The sequence below is a fragment of the Bradyrhizobium ingae genome (assembly GCF_055791185.1).
In genome coordinates this window covers 250,694-263,641 of the sequence record NZ_JBVUBB010000007.1, presented here as the reverse complement: position 1 = coordinate 263,641, position 12,948 = coordinate 250,694, and the positions used below count along the sequence as shown (strand labels likewise).

The following is a 12,948-nucleotide window of genomic DNA, read 5'->3' as shown; positions in this document are numbered from 1 at the left end:
TCTGCGGGCGGTAACCGTGATGGCAATCTGCCGCTGGAAATCCGCCTCGCGCCTCCTAAATAGGGGTAAATTGCCCTTAATTGAATTTCAGGAGGCCTCTCTTGGTCCTGAAAAGCGTTTCTCTCGGCCTCGCCACCGCGCTCATGCTCGCATGCAGCAGCGCGGCGATGGCTGACGACTACAAGCCTGACGAATACCTCGGCCTCGATCTCTCCAAGGCGGTGCTGTCGCCGAAGCGGCTCGGCCCCGCGACGCAATTCGCGCCGGTTCAGGTGGAAGCAAGAAGTGACGCGGCGCGCGCCGTGCCCGACGTCACGCCGAAGGCGGTCGTGACCGAGCGCGTGAAGGCGCCGGAGCCGCGGGTTGCCCATGCGAAGAGTGCGCAACCGCGTGGCGCTGCCCGCACCAAGCTTGCGCATCGGCACAGTAGTCCGCTGGATGCGCAGGCGATGGACACACGCATCCAGACCTGGCCGTGCAGGTCGGGCGGCATCTGCAACTGGAAGCATTGAACGAGCAGCGTCATCCGCCGGTCGCAAAACGGTAGGCGCGGAGTCAAGAAAACGTCGGCCTGGAGTCAAGGAGCGCAGGCACCCTTCGTCGCGATTCGACGAAGGTTTCCTGCATGGCAACGCCCCGCGCCTCGCGCGCATGGACCCGGCGGCAATTTCTGGTCCGCTCCACATCCTCCCTCGCGCTCGCCGGCCTCGGCTCTCTCGCCAAACCGAATCTCAGCCGCGCCGCTGACCGCCCGCTGATTGCGGGCGGCATCCAGTCGGGCGATGTGTCCGAAGGCTCCGCCGTCATCTGGGCGCGCGCCGACAGGCCCGCGCGGATGCAGGTTGAATGCGCCACCGTCGAAAGCTTCAAGACGATCCTGTGTAAAGTAGCCACCGACGCGCTGCCGGATGCCGACTTCACCTCAAAGGTGCTGCTGCGCGACCTTCCGCCCGGACAGGACGTCTTCTATCGCGTACGCTTCGACGACATCGCGACCGGCGTCGCCGGCGAAACGCGCACCGGACATTTCCGTACCGCGCCGGTCGCTGGCCGATCGGTCTCGTTCGTGTGGTCCGGAGACACAGCCGGGCAGGGATGGGGCATCGATACCTCGCGCGGCGGCATGCGCAGCTATCATACGATGCTCGATAATCGCCCGGATTTCTTCATCCATTCCGGCGATCACATCTATGCCGACTGCACCATTCCTGCCGAGTTGAAGCTGCCGAACGGCGAGACCTGGCGCAACCTCGTCACCGAAGAGAAATCGGAAATCGCGCACACGCTGGCGCAGTTTCGTGGCAACTACAAATACAATCACCTCGACGAGAATTTCCGCGCCTTCCACGCGGAGGTGCCGATGTTCGCGCAATGGGACGACCACGAGGTGACCAACGACTGGTCGCCTCATGGCAGCTTCGACGAGGCCGGCTTCGACGCCCACGGCACCTCACGCCTCGTCGCGCGCGCCCGGCGCGCGTTCTTCGACTTCATGCCGATCCGCGAGTTCCCGCAGAAGCAGGGCCGCATTTATCGCAAGATCGCTTACGGACCGCTGCTCGACGTCTTTATGATCGACATGCGCAGCTACCGCGACGGCACCTGGAACAAGGGCGAGGACCACAATGGCTGGATCCTGGGCCGTGATCAGCTCGCCTGGCTGAAGCGGGAGCTTGCGGCCTCTCGCGCGACCTGGAAGGTGATCGCGGCCGACCTGCCGATCGGCCTGATCAGCCTCGATGCCGTCGCGCTCGGCGACGGTCCGCCCGACCGGCGCGAGCACGAGATCGCGGACCTGCTTTCCTTCATCAAGCGCGCCGGCGTGCGTAACATGGTCTGGCTCACCGCCGACATGCACTACACCGCCGCGCATTACTACGATCCCAACCGCGCGGTGTTCCAGGATTTCGAACCGTTCTGGGAGTTCGTTTCAGGCCCTCTCCACGCCGGCACCTGGGGACCCGGCGAACTCGACAACACCTTTGGACCTCTCGCGATCTATCAGCACGGCTGCAGTGCTGAGCAGGGCGAGAATCTCGCACCTTGCTTCGGGCTCCAGTTCTTTGGCCGCGTCGACATCGACGGCGGCACGGAGGTCATGACCGTGACGCTGAAGGACGTCGACAATCGCGACCTCTGGTCAGTCGATATTCCCCCGCAGCCCCAAGTGCGTCCCGCCGTGGTGGCACAGCACTCTTGAAGGGCTGGCGCCAGCTAACCCGATCTTGATTGGCCGCGCGGTGGCGCCCCGCTATAGTGCTCACCCCGTCATCGCTCTTCCACTATCGAAAAGTCTGCTTGCGCGGCATTTGCCGCGCGCATTCGGCGGGCTGGAATTCGTCAGGAGTGTTCTCATGGAAAATCTGAAAACCCAGGGTCTCAGCATGCCCAAGCTCGGCCTCGGCACGTTCCGCATGCAGGGCGATGCCTGCCGCGCGGCGGTCGAAAGCGCGCTGTCGATCGGTTATCGCCACATCGATACCGCCGAGATGTACGCCAATGAGGAGCCAATTGGCGCAGCGATTGCTGGCGCCGGCGTGCCGCGTGGCGAGCTGCACGTCACGACGAAGGTCTGGCACGAGAACCTCGCACCGGACGCGATCCGCCGCGCCTGCGACGCCAGCCTGAACAAGCTCCGGCTCGACCAGGTCGACCTCTATCTCGTGCACTGGCCGTCGCGCAATGCGAACTGGCCGGCGGTATTCGAGACGTTGATGAGGCTGAAGGAAGAGGGCCGCACCCGGGCCATCGGCGTCGCCAATTTCAACACCGCGCTGCTGAAGCTCGCGGTCGAGGAGATCAGGGCGCCGATCGCCTGTAACCAGGTCGAATATCACGTGATGCTCGATCAATCGAAGGTCGTCGACTATCTCGCCGCAAAATCGATTCCGCTGGTTGCCTATTGCCCGCTCGCGCAGGGACGCATCGCCTCCGATGCGGTGCTGGATGAGATCGGCCGCAAGCACGAAGCGACCGCTGCGCAGGTCGCGCTGAAATGGTTGCTCGATCAGAATGGCGTTGCGGCAATTCCGAAAGCGTCGCGGCCGGAGAGCCAAAAGGCCAATCTCGGTGCGTTGAAGATCACGCTCGACGACACCGATCGGAAAAGGATTGCGGCGCTGCCGAAGGACAGGCGCTGCGTCAATCCCGGCTTTGCGCCGGTGTGGGACTAATTTTTCCGCTCATCCGTCTACACAAAGAAATGGCCCCATCAGGGGCCATTTCAACATGCGCTAGTCGTAATGGCGATGACCGCGCTTGATCACAACGACATTGTCGCCATGGTGGCGCCAGCCACGATGCCAGCCGTAGTCGCGGTGCTCGCGGAATTCGGCGCGGGCGCCGTAGGGGCCGTGATGATGGTTCTTGATCACCACCGTCTCGGCGCTCGCCATCGTCGGCACCGCGATCGCAAGTGCACCCAGAGCCGCGACGACATAGCCAAGCTTCCTCATGATATCCTCCTCCAATGAACGCCAATTTAAACCGCGTATGCAGGCGAACGTTCCGGAGGAACTGGCAGGAGAATTCTGAACGTCTGTTCAGCTTCGGCTTGCGCGCGCCCAAGTGCTGTTGCCGCAGCGGTGCTGCGCAGGCGTCGGCGCTGCGGTCTTGACGAATTTGCCGTCGCGGATGGTGTAGTCTCCGCGCTCGCCCCGATTGTAGATCGCGCGCAGGCTGCCGCCCTCCTGCAACGCGAGGCCAAACTCGCGCGCCTGATGCAGAGATGGGAAGAACACCATGATAATGAGCTGGCCGTCTGCGTCGGTTGAAGCACCCACCACTTCGTTCTCGTCTGTGGCATCACCGAAGTTGCGGCGGTACATTACCCTGCCGTCCGGCCTGACCTCGTAGGTGAGCACCGCGCCCTTGTCTCGGTCGGGCGGGAGCGAACAATCGATCGCCCAGGAGCCGAGCAGTCCCCAGTTGATGATCGTCGCTGCCAGCGTCTCGGCGCTGGCTGCAGACGCGAGCCCAAGCCAGACCAGCGCGGCCATCGTCCCGCGCATCAAAAGACATCGTCTCACGTCGTACCCCCAGTCCCCCGGCAAACGCCGGAATCCTAGCATCCTTATTTCGCGTCGCAACTCACGAGACGGGTTGGCGGGCCTGCCGCCGCGCCAGCCGATCGTTCTGCTGTTTGATCCGCGTCAATGAGGCGGCCCGAAGTCGCGCCATAATGAGATTTCGGGAGGCCATCGTGGATAGATCAATGTTGGATGAAGTCACCGATTTCGCGGGCGAAGCGCTGCCGGGCGGCAACGCCGTTCCGCGTTATTCCGAAACCGAGTTCCTGGCCGAACTCGGCGAGCGCGTGCGCTCCTCGCGCATGCGCTGTGATCTGTCGCGGCGGGAGCTCGCGCGCAGGTCCGGAATTTCCGAGCGCTACATCGCGCAGATCGAGGCCGGCAAGGGCAACGTTTCGATCGTCCTCCTGCTGCGGCTGGCGTCCGCGATCCACGGCAGCCAGGCGCAGGCAGCCTGACGTCTGTCTCAGGCGCGCGCCTTCTCGACATTGGCGATCCGCGCCGGCACGCCGAATTCCCTGCGGCAGACCTCGGCGAGCACGGCAACCCCCTCGCGGATCTGCTGGTGCGTCGGGCTGGCAAAGCAGAGTCGCAGCCGCGGGCCCGCGTGGCCCTTGCTGGTCGACCATTCCGGCCCCGGATTGATCGAGACGCCTGCCGCGAGCGCTGCCTGATAAAGCTTTAGCGTGTCGACATGGTCGGGCAGCTTCACCCAGAGGAAGATGCCGCCTTTGGGCTCCTCGAACTCGGCAGCCGTTCCGAACTGCTCGTTCAGTGCCTCCATCAGCGTGTCGAGCTTGGTGCGCAGCACGCGCGTCAGCGCCGGCACGTGGGTCGAAAAATGCGGCCGGCAATATTCGGCGAGCACCATCTGTTCCAGCGCGCCGGATCCGGCATCCGTCTTCAGCGCGAGCATCCGCGACATCACCTCCCAGGGCGCGACGATGAAGCCGACGCGGAGCGCCGGCGCGATCGATTTGGAGAACGAGCCGATATGGATGACGCCGCCCTTGTCGCTCATCGCATGGATGGCCCGCGGCCGTTCTCCTGACCAAACGATGTCGGCATAGCAATCATCCTCGAAGATCGGGACCCCATACTCGGCCGCAAGCCGCAACAGCTCGGCGCGGCGGCTTTCCGGCATGATGCTGCCGGTCGGATTCTGCACGGTGGGGATGGTGTAGATGTATTTCGGCCGGATGCCGCGGCCCTTCAGGTCGGCGAGCACAGATGCGAGCGTGTCCATGCGCATGCCCTCGCCGTCGAGGGGGATGCCAACGGTATTCACGCCGAGCCGCGTCAGGCGGTTGAGCGCGCCCTGATAGGTTTCCTGTTCGACGATCACGGTATCGCCGCGCGCGAGCAGCGTCTGGTTGACGAGGTCGAGCGCCTGCAATGAGCCGGAGACGATCAGTATATCGTCGATCGTGCAGCTAATGTTGGCATCGCGCTTCAGCTTCGCGCTCAGGAATTCGCGCAAGGGCAGGTAACCCTGCGGCCCATGCGCCAGTCCGTATGTGGCGAGGTTGCGACCCTCGCGCCTTAGCACCGTATCAACCGCCTCGATCAGGCCATCGACGGGCACCTGCTCGGAATCATTGTTGCCGCCGACGAAGCTGTATTTGGCAAGCCCGGTCCAGCGCGCAGAAGGAGCCGGCAGCCCCGGCGGGAACAGGGGCGCGAAGTCGAACTTGGCGGTCATGGGCAGTTTCCTCTGTTCTTGTTGAGCCGGCCGGCGTTGCGCCGGCAGGCCTTGTGGTTGTTGCCTTAGTTCTTGCCGACCGTCCGGGTCGGGCGTCCCTGGCTGATGAAAGCGTAGTGCGCATTGGCAACGCCGCCAACCATCAAGGCTTCGACCACAGGCTCGGCAATCTCGCTCGCTGCCGCCCAGTCGACGATGAAGTTGGCGCCCGTCCCGCCGCGGACGTCCTCGGTCGGGATGACAATGGAGACCGTCGCGAGCGGCTTCAGCGTGACGGGCGATTTCAGGTAGCTCTCGATCATCTTGCCGGCGGTGTCGAAATAGGCGATTCGCTTCAGCACCAAAGGGAGGGTTTCCGACGCATTGTGGATGCTCAGCGTCACCGAGAAGTCGACCCGCAGCTTGCCCTGGCTCATCGCGACGCTGGAATAAGCCGGCACGTAGAAGCCGCCGGAAACGGCGAGTTCTTCCTTCGGCATTAGCGTGAGCGAATCAGCGAAGCTCTGCTCGATATTGACCTTGGGCTGTGCCGCGGCAGGCAGCGCCGCGCCGAGCAGGCCACCTATCAATGCGAGCATGATTGCCAGGACGATTGGCATGTGACGAATTGCTCGTTTGCCGCGCTGCACCCCGCCTCTAGGGTGCGGCAAAAAGGACTGCTTCGAGATGCACGAACTCATTGGCGATATCACTCTTTGTATCTTGTTCGCTTGGATGCTTGGGCTTGTGGCCCATTTCTCCCGCCAGCCGCTGATCCTGGCCTATCTTATCGCCGGCTTCTGCATAGGTCCATTCGGCGCCGGCTGGGTCAAGTCACAGGAATCGATCAGCGTCATTTCCGAGCTCGGCCTGATCTTCATGCTGTTCATGATCGGGCTCGAGATCGATCTGAAGAAGATCGTGCGGGCGGGACGAGTGATCCTGTTCGCAGCCGGTGGCCAACTCCTCGGCGGCTGTCTGCTCGGCATCCTGTTCTTCGCCGCCATCGGCCTGACGCTTGGCGGCGGTCATTTCGATGCGCTCTATCTCTGCGTCGCCTGCGCGCTCTCTAGCACGGTCATCATCGTCAAGGTGCTCTATGAGAAGCGCGAGCTTGACACCTTGCCCGGCCGCATCACCCTTGGCGTCCTTGTGCTCCAGGACATCTTCGCCATCCTCTTCCTCGCCGTGCAGCCGAGCCTTGCGGATCTGCAAGCGAGCGTCGTCCTGCTCTCGATTGCGCGCGTCGCAGTGCTGGTCACGGCCGCGCTTCTCGTCAGCCGCTTCGTGCTGCCGCGCCTGTTCCACCAGATTGCCCGCCGCCCCGAGCTGATCCTGCTCGGCGCGCTCGCCTGGTGCTTCCTCGTCGCCGAGACCGCCGAGCGGCTGTCGCTGTCGCGCGAGATGGGGGCGCTGATCGCGGGCGTCTCGCTCTCGACCTTTCCTTACGCGCTCGACGTCACCGCCAAGGTCACGACCTTGCGCGACTTCTTCATCACGCTGTTCTTCGTTGCGCTCGGGATGACCATTCCGGTGCCGAACGTGTCGGTGATCGGGCTGGCCCTGATGATCGCGGCCTTCACGGTTGTGAGCCGGCTGGTGACCACCTTCGTGCCGCTCTATCTGATGCAGCAGGGCCTGCGCGCGAGCCTGTTGCCGGCGATCAACCTGGCGCAGATCAGCGAGTTTTCGCTGGTGGTGATCCAGACCGGCGTTACCGACAACCACATAGCCCAGGAAACGGCCAACGCCGCCTCCTTCGCCTTCGTGGTGCTCGCAGTGCTCTCGACCTTCGTGATGGTGAGGAGCGACGAGATCACACGCCGGGCGATCATCCCCTTGAAGCGGATTGGCCTGCGCGACCTCGATCACGCTCACGCCGAGGAAGGGCACGAAGGGAGCCATGACGAGGCGCGGCGGATCGTCATCCTCGGCTTTTTCCGTGCGGCGAGCGCGCTGCTCGCGGAGATCGAGCGGCAGGCGCCGGTGCTGCTGGAGCAGATCACGGTCGTCGATTTCAACCCGAATGTGTACCAGACGCTGCTTTCGCGCGGCCTGCATGTCATCTATGGCGACATCAGCAACGTCGACACGCTCGTCCATGCCGGCGTCGGCAAGTCCGAGATAATTATTCTCAGCGTGCCCGATGCGCTGTTGAAAGGCGCCACCAACGAGAAGCTGGTCCGCCACGTCAGGGCGCTCAACCCGAGCGCCCTGATCGTGGCGACCGCCGATCTGTTGTCCGATGTCGGCGAACTCTACGCGGCGGGCGCCAACTATGTCACCGTCACCCGCCTCAGCGATGCGCATGAGCTGTTCACGGTGATCGAGGCAGCTCAGGCCGGCCTTTTGGAGGACAAGCGGACCGAGCTTGACCTGCGATTGAGCGAGCGGCGCGAAGTGCTGCCATAGGCTCGCTCGGGCGGCCTTCCACGCGGCCGGGCGGGGCCTATATCTCTGGTATTTCCGGCGCAAGCCCGTGCTGGCGGGACCTGCCGAAGGCATAAGCGGTTGCGTCCGGGACACTAGCGCGCGGATCGAAGTCCGGCTAAGCCTCCGGCCACCATAGCCAGAGATTGGACATGCCCGATACCATACAGGAAGTCTTGCAGGCCTTTGCCAAGGGTGAGCTCGTCGTCGTCACCGATGACGAGGACCGGGAAGGCGAGGGCGATCTCATCGTCGCCGCCTCGCTCTGCACCGCCGAGAAGATGGCGTTCATCATCCGCCATACCTCGGGCATCGTCTGCGCGCCGATCACCACGGAGGACGCGCGGCGCCTGCGGCTCGATCCGATGGTCGCCCATAACGACTCCGCCCACACCACGGCCTTCACGGTCTCGATCGACTACAAGCCCGACGGCGGCACCGGCATCTCGGCCGAGGAGCGCGCCTCCTGCTGCCGCGCGCTCGCCAATCCCAACGTCGGCGCCGGCGATTTCGCCCGTCCTGGCCACATCTTTCCTCTGATCGCCAAGGATGGCGGCGTGCTGCTGCGCTCCGGTCATACCGAGGCCGCCGTCGATCTCTGCAAGCTCTCCGGCCTGCCGCCCGTCGGCGTCATCAGCGAGCTGATGAACGACGACGGCAGCGTGATGAAGGGCGAGCAGGTCGCCCAGTTTGCCGCCCGGCACAAGCTCAAGCATGTCACGATTGCCGACCTGATCGCATACCGCCAGGCGCGCGAAAAGCTGATCGAGCGGGTCGCGACCTTCGTGACCGAAAGCCCGATCGGGCCGTTGCAGGGCTATGCCTACCGTTCGCCCTTCGATTCCATCGCCCATGTCGCCTTCGTCTATAACGGCGTTGGCGACGGCAAGAACGTGCTGACGCGCTTCCACAAGCCGAACATCGTCAAGGACATCTTCACCGGCCACAAGCGCATGCAGCTCGTGCTCGATCATTTCAAGAAGGCCGGTCGCGGCGTTTTGGTCTACTTGCGCGATGGCGCGGCCGGCGTTCCCGTGGCGCCCTTGCCGGATGAATCAACGGCTGAGGCCGACCGCAACCGGCAATGGCGCGAGGTCGGCGTCGGCGCGCAAATCCTGCGCGATCTCGGGGTTACCTCCATCCGGCATCTGACGTCGTCGGTGCATGACTACAAGGGCCTGTCCGGCTTCGGCATCGAGATCGTGGCCAACGAGCCATTCGAGAGCTGACGCGCGGTCGTTCCGTGCTTGCACCACGCCGGTCCCGGAACGCCCGTAACCAGGACGCAATTGCAACTCGCGCTTCGGCGCTTTAATTTAACGGTCAATTATACGGAACCAGACGCGAAAGGACGTTTCATGAGCGTGCGCCCTCAGGCCAAGGACAAGCCGGCTGCGGCTTCTTTTCAGTGGGACGATCCGTTGCTGCTCGACGAGCAGCTCACCGAAGACGAACGCATGGTGCGAGACACCGCGCGAGCCTACGCCCAGGACAAGCTGCTGCCGCGCGTCACCAAGGCCTATCTCGAAGAGAAGACCGATCGTGAGATCTTCAACGAGATGGGCGAACTCGGCCTGATCGGCATCACGCTGCCGGAGGAATATGGCTGCGCCAATGCGGGCTACGTCGCCTACGGCCTCGTCGCCCGCGAGATCGAGCGGGTCGATTCCGGCTATCGCTCGATGAACTCGGTGCAGTCCTCGCTGGTGATGTATCCGATCTACGCCTATGGCGACGAGAACCAGCGCAAGAAATACCTGCCGAAGCTTGCCAGCGGCGAGTGGGTCGGCTGCTTCGGCCTGACCGAGCCCGACGCCGGTTCCGATCCGGCCGGCATGAAGACGCGCGCCGAGAAGGTCTCGGACGGCTATCGCCTCACCGGCAGCAAGATGTGGATCTCGAATGCGCCGATCGCCGACGTGTTCGTGGTCTGGGCCAAGTCGGCCGAGCACGACAACCAGATCCGCGGCTTCGTGCTGGAGAAGGGCATGAAGGGCCTCTCCGCGCCGAAGATCGGCGGCAAGCTGTCGTTGCGTGCCTCCATCACCGGCGAGGTCGTGATGGACGGGGTCGTGGTGCCCGAAAGTGCGCTGCTGCCCAACGTGTCCGGCCTCAAGGGGCCGTTCGGCTGCCTCAACCGCGCCCGCTACGGCATCTCCTGGGGCGCCATCGGCGCGGCCGAGGACTGCATGCACCGCGCCCGGCAATACACGCTCGATCGCAAGCAGTTCGGCAAGCCGCTCGCCGCAACCCAACTCGTGCAGAAGAAGCTCGCGGATATGGAGACCGAGATCGCGCTGGGCCTCCAGGCCAGCCTGCGCGTCGGCCGCCTGATGGATGAAGGCAAGTTCGCGCCCGAGATGATCTCGATCGTCAAGCGCAACAATTGCGGCAAGGCACTCGATATCGCCCGCGCCGCGCGCGACATGCATGGCGGCAACGGCATCTCGATCGAGTACCACGTCATGCGCCATGTCCATAACCTCGAGACGGTCAACACTTACGAGGGCACGCACGACGTCCATGCCCTGATCCTCGGCCGCGCGATCACGGGCATCCAGGCGTTTTTCTGAGCGGCAAGTTCTCGGACGAAGTTGATCTGCTTCGTTGTCATCGCCCGCCTTGTGCTCAATTGCGCACTGGGGCGGGGGATCCAGTATTCCAGAGACCTCGCCTTCGCCTCGGACGCTGCGGCGTACTGGATACCCCGCTTCGCGGGGTATGACCAAGGTGTGGCGGTACGTGCAGGAAGCCCAATGTCCGACAACGACGACGTCCCGTTCAACCGCAATTTTCCGCTGAAGCCCGGCGTCGTCGAGCAAGTCCGTCCCGGCGTGCGCCGCGTGCTCTGCAACAATCCGAGCCCGTTCACCTTCACCGGTACCGTCAGCTACATTGTCGGCCAGGGCAAGGTTGCGATCATCGATCCCGGTCCCGACAACGAAGCCCATGCGGCGGCGCTGCTCGATGCCGTCAGCGGCGAGACCGTGACGCATATTCTCGTCACTCACACTCATCGCGACCATTCGCCGAATACCGGCCGCATCAAGCAGGCGACCGGCGCAACTGTCTATGCCGAAGGCCCGCATCGCGCCTCGCGCCCGCGCTTCGAGAGCGAGAAGCACAATCCGGAATCGGGGTCCGATCGTGACTTCGTGCCCGACGTCAGGGTGGTGCATGGCGACATCATCGAAGGCTCAGGCTGGCGGCTCGAAGCCGTCGCGACGCCGGGCCACACGGCCAACCATCTTGCCTTCGCCTGGCCCGAACGGAAATTCAGCTTCGTCGGCGATCATGTGATGGGCTGGTCGACCTCGATCGTGGCTCCGCCCGACGGTTCGATGATCGATTACATGGACTCGCTCGACCGGCTCGCTGCGCGCGAGGAGGATCTGTATTTCTCCGGCCACGGCGCCGAGATTCCCGAAGGGCCGCGCTATGTGCGCTTCCTGATCCGCCACCGCAAGGCGCGAGAAGCCTCGATCCTGCATCGCCTTGCCAAGGGCGAGGCTGACATCCCGACCATGGTACGCGCGATCTATATCGGCATCGATCCGAGGCTCACGACGGCGGCCGGCTATTCGGTGCTGGCGCATCTGGAGGACCTCGTCGCCCGTGGCGTGGTGGCGACGGACGGCGATCCCGTGATTTCGGGGACGTATCGGCTGGCAGCCTGATCGTCATTCCGGGGCTCGCGAAGCGAGAACCCGGAATTTCGCGCCACAAATATCGAGATCCGGGTTCGATGCTGCGCATCGCCCCGGGATGACGCTAGAGCGCTATTTCTTCACCGTCTTCGCCGGCGGCTTGACGGGGACGACCGGTGCCTTCTTCGCCGGCTTCAGCGCATCGGCGTCGGCCGCGGTGTTGAGATCGTCGATGAACTTGCTGACGCGTGCGGCGTTGCTGCCGAGGTCGCTGTCGAAGTAACGCGAGGCCGAGCGGATATCGACGCGGGAATCGTCGCCGTCAGGTACGATGCGGATCGAGACATCCTCCCGGAAACCCATGATCGGTGTGCGTGCCACCGCTTCGATGCGGCCGATGCGGCGCGGCGGTTGCGGCGGACGCTCGTCGATGATCAGCCATTTGCGCTTGTTGGCGATCTGGAGGGACAGTGCGTAGGCCCGGTCGACGGAAATCTCGAGCTCGATCGGCTCGATGTCCGGATAGAAATGGCGCTGCTGCTCGGCCGAATAGAGGCCGGCATAGACGGCTGGATTGGCGCCGTCGCCGGTGCGAAGGCGCGCCAAGGCCTCGAAGCGCGGCGGGTCGATCGGATCGGTGGTGATGTCGTGGATCGCCGGCAGCCTGCGGTATTGGAAGGCGAGATAGGCGGGATAGGCGAGGATCAGCCCGTTGATCAGGAAGGCGAGCAGGATGCGCGCCATGCCGCGCGAGCCGTTCTGCCAGATCGCAGCAAAGCCCGCGAGCCCGAACAGGATGGAGAGCACCGCGATCGCCAGCCCGCCGAAGAAGGTCGCCAGCGCCGGCTTGATCTCCAGAAAGCCGAAGCGGACGATGATGATCGAGACCAGGACCGCCACCACCGCGAACACAGCCAGATTGCGCGCCCAACTGGCGAGCCCGGAGACGGGCTCCGACTGGTAGGGAGCGGAAAACCTGCGAGCCATGCTGTTCCATCATCGATGTCAGTCGCCGGTTGCGGGACACGGGCGACGGGAGCAAGCTGACCTAGCGCATTTTCCGCAGGCCTGTGAAGCGGTTTATCCCCGGTCTTATCCCCCGTTCCGTCCCCCAACCGCGGCGATCGAACCATAGTCCTTCGTAAACCACCAATTGTGTATG

Annotated in this window: 13 protein-coding genes; 8 read left to right on the top strand and 5 right to left on the bottom strand. The window is 63.9% G+C overall.

Features of this window, described 5'->3' with window-relative positions; translation table 11 throughout:
• The first annotated feature begins 101 nt into the window (after window positions 1–101).
• From ACV1FX_RS13955 to ACV1FX_RS13945, 3 genes are all read left to right on the top strand, one after another.
• Entirely contained in the window at window positions 102–512 is a 411-nt protein-coding gene (locus ACV1FX_RS13955) for a hypothetical protein (RefSeq protein WP_473118129.1), read from the top strand.
• A gap of 113 nt (window positions 513–625) precedes the next feature.
• Window positions 626–2,200 carry an alkaline phosphatase D family protein gene (locus ACV1FX_RS13950; RefSeq protein WP_473118128.1) on the top strand — a complete coding sequence of 525 codons (1,575 nt, stop codon included), beginning with the start codon at window positions 626–628 and terminating at the stop codon, window positions 2,198–2,200.
• A gap of 154 nt (window positions 2,201–2,354) precedes the next feature.
• Window positions 2,355–3,173 carry an aldo/keto reductase gene (locus ACV1FX_RS13945; protein WP_473118127.1) on the top strand — a complete coding sequence of 273 codons (819 nt, stop codon included), beginning with the start codon at window positions 2,355–2,357 and terminating at the stop codon, window positions 3,171–3,173.
• A gap of 60 nt (window positions 3,174–3,233) precedes the next feature.
• On the opposite strand, the gene ACV1FX_RS13940 is transcribed toward ACV1FX_RS13945, so the two are convergent.
• Together ACV1FX_RS13940 and ACV1FX_RS13935 are read right to left on the bottom strand one after the other, a co-directional pair.
• Window positions 3,234–3,455 carry a hypothetical protein gene (locus ACV1FX_RS13940; protein ID WP_473118126.1) on the bottom strand — a complete coding sequence of 74 codons (222 nt, stop codon included), beginning with the start codon at window positions 3,453–3,455 and terminating at the stop codon, window positions 3,234–3,236.
• 87 nt (window positions 3,456–3,542) lie between these two features.
• On the bottom strand, window positions 3,543–4,010 hold the full coding sequence (locus tag ACV1FX_RS13935) for a hypothetical protein (protein ID WP_473118125.1): 468 nt from the start codon (window positions 4,008–4,010) through the stop codon (window positions 3,543–3,545).
• Between the two features lie 203 nt (window positions 4,011–4,213).
• Here ACV1FX_RS13935 and ACV1FX_RS13930 point away from each other — a divergent pair, with 203 nt between their 5' ends.
• Window positions 4,214–4,486, top strand: a complete 273-nt coding sequence (locus ACV1FX_RS13930) for a helix-turn-helix domain-containing protein (protein WP_473118124.1) — start codon at window positions 4,214–4,216, stop codon at window positions 4,484–4,486.
• A gap of 8 nt (window positions 4,487–4,494) precedes the next feature.
• Here the strand turns inward: ACV1FX_RS13930 and ACV1FX_RS13925 are convergent, their stop codons facing one another.
• Together ACV1FX_RS13925 and ACV1FX_RS13920 are read right to left on the bottom strand one after the other, a co-directional pair.
• Complete coding sequence (locus tag ACV1FX_RS13925) at window positions 4,495–5,730, bottom strand: aminotransferase-like domain-containing protein (protein ID WP_473118123.1); 1,236 nt, start codon at window positions 5,728–5,730, stop codon at window positions 4,495–4,497.
• Between the two features lie 65 nt (window positions 5,731–5,795).
• On the bottom strand, window positions 5,796–6,329 hold the full coding sequence (locus tag ACV1FX_RS13920) for a DUF3124 domain-containing protein (protein ID WP_473118122.1): 534 nt from the start codon (window positions 6,327–6,329) through the stop codon (window positions 5,796–5,798).
• A gap of 67 nt (window positions 6,330–6,396) precedes the next feature.
• Here ACV1FX_RS13920 and ACV1FX_RS13915 point away from each other — a divergent pair, with 67 nt between their 5' ends.
• From ACV1FX_RS13915 to ACV1FX_RS13900, 4 genes are all read left to right on the top strand, one after another.
• Complete coding sequence (locus tag ACV1FX_RS13915; protein WP_473118121.1) at window positions 6,397–8,121, top strand: cation:proton antiporter; 1,725 nt, start codon at window positions 6,397–6,399, stop codon at window positions 8,119–8,121.
• A 170-nt stretch (window positions 8,122–8,291) separates the two neighbouring features.
• Window positions 8,292–9,368, top strand: coding sequence for a 3,4-dihydroxy-2-butanone-4-phosphate synthase (ribB, locus tag ACV1FX_RS13910; protein ID WP_473118120.1), 1,077 nt, complete (start codon window positions 8,292–8,294; stop codon window positions 9,366–9,368).
• Window positions 9,369–9,497: 129 nt separating this feature from the next.
• Window positions 9,498–10,712 carry an acyl-CoA dehydrogenase gene (locus tag ACV1FX_RS13905; RefSeq protein WP_473118119.1) on the top strand — a complete coding sequence of 405 codons (1,215 nt, stop codon included), beginning with the start codon at window positions 9,498–9,500 and terminating at the stop codon, window positions 10,710–10,712.
• A 183-nt stretch (window positions 10,713–10,895) separates the two neighbouring features.
• A complete protein-coding gene (locus ACV1FX_RS13900) occupies window positions 10,896–11,816 on the top strand; it encodes an MBL fold metallo-hydrolase (protein ID WP_473118118.1) in 921 nt (306 codons plus the stop codon).
• A gap of 102 nt (window positions 11,817–11,918) precedes the next feature.
• Here the strand turns inward: ACV1FX_RS13900 and ACV1FX_RS13895 are convergent, their stop codons facing one another.
• Entirely contained in the window at window positions 11,919–12,773 is an 855-nt protein-coding gene (locus tag ACV1FX_RS13895; protein WP_473118117.1) for a DUF1499 domain-containing protein, read from the bottom strand.
• Window positions 12,774–12,948: the final 175 nt, after the last annotated feature.

Excerpts from the sequence above, each read along its gene's own strand:
- ACV1FX_RS13950 (WP_473118128.1), top strand. The coding sequence starts at position 626 with ATGGCAACGCCCCGCGCCTCGCGCGCATGGACCCGGCGGCAATTTCTG.
- ACV1FX_RS13945 (WP_473118127.1), top strand. The coding sequence starts at position 2,355 with ATGGAAAATCTGAAAACCCAGGGTCTCAGCATGCCCAAGCTCGGCCTC.
- ACV1FX_RS13940 (WP_473118126.1), bottom strand. The coding sequence starts at position 3,455 with ATGAGGAAGCTTGGCTATGTCGTCGCGGCTCTGGGTGCACTTGCGATC.
- ACV1FX_RS13935 (WP_473118125.1), bottom strand. The coding sequence starts at position 4,010 with ATGCGCGGGACGATGGCCGCGCTGGTCTGGCTTGGGCTCGCGTCTGCA.
- ACV1FX_RS13930 (WP_473118124.1), top strand. The coding sequence starts at position 4,214 with ATGTTGGATGAAGTCACCGATTTCGCGGGCGAAGCGCTGCCGGGCGGC.
- ACV1FX_RS13925 (WP_473118123.1), bottom strand. The coding sequence starts at position 5,730 with ATGACCGCCAAGTTCGACTTCGCGCCCCTGTTCCCGCCGGGGCTGCCG.
- ACV1FX_RS13920 (WP_473118122.1), bottom strand. The coding sequence starts at position 6,329 with ATGCCAATCGTCCTGGCAATCATGCTCGCATTGATAGGTGGCCTGCTC.
- ACV1FX_RS13915 (WP_473118121.1), top strand. The coding sequence starts at position 6,397 with ATGCACGAACTCATTGGCGATATCACTCTTTGTATCTTGTTCGCTTGG.
- ribB (WP_473118120.1), top strand. The coding sequence starts at position 8,292 with ATGCCCGATACCATACAGGAAGTCTTGCAGGCCTTTGCCAAGGGTGAG.
- ACV1FX_RS13905 (WP_473118119.1), top strand. The coding sequence starts at position 9,498 with ATGAGCGTGCGCCCTCAGGCCAAGGACAAGCCGGCTGCGGCTTCTTTT.
- ACV1FX_RS13900 (WP_473118118.1), top strand. The coding sequence starts at position 10,896 with ATGTCCGACAACGACGACGTCCCGTTCAACCGCAATTTTCCGCTGAAG.
- ACV1FX_RS13895 (WP_473118117.1), bottom strand. The coding sequence starts at position 12,773 with ATGGCTCGCAGGTTTTCCGCTCCCTACCAGTCGGAGCCCGTCTCCGGG.